The 2610-nt window shown below is 73.9% G+C and carries 1 protein-coding gene; it reads left to right on the top strand.

All coding sequences use genetic code 11. From position 1 onward, the window contains the following. Positions 1-106: 106 nt before the first annotated feature. Positions 107-2610: beta-ketoacyl synthase N-terminal-like domain-containing protein (locus P3L51_RS35785; protein WP_354609538.1), on the top strand; the 2504-nt coding region annotated here is incomplete at its 3' end.

Raw genomic sequence — 2610 nt, 5'->3', positions numbered from 1 at the left:
CCGAACCCACCTCCGCCCTGAGCGCCTTGCTGCGTCCGCTGCTCGTGCACGACGGGCAGCGGGAACGGGGGCGGTCATGACCGGAGAGCCGAACGAAAGGACCGCTGTGAGCGAGCTGGACACCCGCATCGCCGTGATCGGCCTCGCGGTACGGCTCCCGGGCGCCGAGGACGTCGTCGACCTGACGGCCCTGCTGGGCCGCGACGGGGTCGAGGTCGGTGAGGTCCCGCCGAGCCGGTGGGCCCGCGAGCTGTACCGGGGCGAGGGGCCCCACCAGGGCACGCACCACCGGGGCGGCTTCCTGGTGGACCCGTTCTCCTTCGACCACGAGGCGTTCGGCATGACCGCCGGGGACGCCGTGCTCCTCGACCCCCAGCAGCGAGTGATGCTGGAGGTCGGCGCGCGGGCCCTGGAGGACTCCGGGTACCTGGGGACGCGCCGTCGCCTGGACGCCGCCGTGTTCATCGCCGCGCGCATGAACGCGTACGGATTCGACCAGGGCCGGGGCGCGGTTCCGCCCGGACCGGCCGGCCCCGTCGGCATACCCGGACCGGCCGCCCTGTGGGGTCGGTCGCAGAACTTCATGGCGGCCTGGCTGTCCGACCGCTTCGACCTGGCGGGCCCGAGCCTGGTGGTCGACACCGCCTGCTCGTCCTCGCTCTCGGCGGTCTGGCTCGCCTGCCAGAGCCTCGCGGCCGGGACCTCCGAACTCGCCCTGGTCGGCGCCGTCGACCTGCTGATCGACCCGCTGACATTCGTACTCCTCTCCCGTACCGGGGCGCTCTCGCCGGACGGCCTCTGCCAGACCTTCGACAGCAGGGCCAACGGCTATGTGCCCGGCGAGGGAGCCGCCGCCCTGGTGCTGAAGCCGATGCCGGCGGCGCTGGCCGACGGCGATGTGATCCTCGGAGCCATCAGCGGGGTCGCGGTCAACAACGACGGCCGCACCATGGGCGTCACCACACCGAACCTGGAAGCCCAGATCGACCTGCTGGGCAAGGTGTACGAGACCATCGACCCGGCGACCGTCCAGTACGTCGAGGCACACGGCACCGGCACCGCCATCGGCGACCCGATCGAAGTGCGGGCGCTCACCGAGGTGTTCGCGAGGCACGGCGTCGCCCGGAACTCCGTCGCGCTCGGTTCGATCAAGCGCCGGATCGGCCATCTGCACTCGGCGTCGGGGCTCGCCGGACTCGCGAAGATCATCCTCGCGATGCGCGAGGACACCGTCCCGGCGGTGGCGGTGGAGTCACCCAACCCCCGCCTCAACCTCGCCGACAGCCCCTTCCACCTGTCCGGCACGCGCCTCCCCTGGCCCGACGCCCCGGTGCGCCGGGCCGCGGTGAGCGGATTCGGCTTCGGCGGCACCAACGCCCATGTGGTGGCCGAGGCCGCCCCCCGAACGGACCGCGCCCTCGCCGGGTCGGCAGGGCCCGGCGGACGGCCCATGCCGGTCCATGTCCTGCCGCTGTCCGCGGACACCCCGTACGCGCTGCGGGAACTGGCCGCCCAGTGGCTGGAGTTCCTGCCGGCCCTGACCGACGGGCCCGGCGAGCTCGCCGACGTATGCGCCACGGCCCGCCTGGCCCGGCCCCACCGCACCGAGCGGCTGGCCGTCGTCGGGGCGGACGCGGTGCAACTGGCCACCGTTCTACGCGCATGGCTTCTGCGGGCCGACGCGCGGGACCGTACTGTCGGCCGCCCCCGCACCACCGTGTCCGTACGTCCCGAGGCTGCCGGGGCCCCGGCCGCATGGCTGACCGCGCTCGACCGCTCCGCGCCGGCCGTGCACGAGGTCGTCGGCCTGTTCGAGGCGGCCACCGGAGCCCAACTGGCGGCATTCTCGGGTGAGTTGCTGCGGATCGCCTCCGGGGTCGCCCTCGCGATCGCGCTGCGCGACCTGGGACTGCCCGAGGGGGCGGTCGACCTGCCCCCGGGTTGGGAGGCGGTCGGGGACTTCGTACGAGGACGTGTCCCGCTGGAGCGGGCGCTGGCCGATGTCCTGCGGAGCGACAGCGAACTCGTGCGCGACGCCCGGGACCACCCCGCCGCCGACGGCCACGACATCGGCGTACGGCTGGCCGGAGCCCGCGACGAGCGGGAGGTCACCGCGGTGCTCGCCTCGATCGCCGCCGAGCTCTTCCAGGAGGGCCAGGAGATCGACTGGGCGGCGTTCCAGCAGACCACGGGCGGGTCGTGGAGCAAGCGCCTGCTGCCCTCCGCCCAACTGCGCGGCCCCGCCCTGAACTTGGCCGAGCCCCTGCGCTCGGCCGAACCCGGCGCGCCCGCGGAGCTGGTGTCGGACGAGGGGACGGCCGGGTACACGTTCTCCCGTGTGTTCGGTCCTGCCGAGGCACCCATCGCCCAGCACGCGGTGTACCGCACGCTCATGCTCCCGGGCGTGGCGTGGTTCGACTTCCTGCGCGAAGGTGCCGCACTGCGCGGCGAACCCTTCCACGGAGCCCGCGACATCCTCTTCCACCGCCCGCTCATCCCGTCCGGGGCCCACCGGGTCATCGGCCGGGTGGACGCGGAGAACCGGTTCAGGGTGGAGGACCCGGAGAGCGGGGAACTCTTCGTCACCGGCCGCCTGGCCACCGGGCGCCC

The organism is Streptomyces panacea, assembly GCF_040560175.1.
In the GTDB taxonomy this organism is placed as follows: domain Bacteria; phylum Actinomycetota; class Actinomycetes; order Streptomycetales; family Streptomycetaceae; genus Streptomyces; species Streptomyces panacea.
This window is presented reverse-complemented; position numbering and strand designations above follow the sequence as displayed.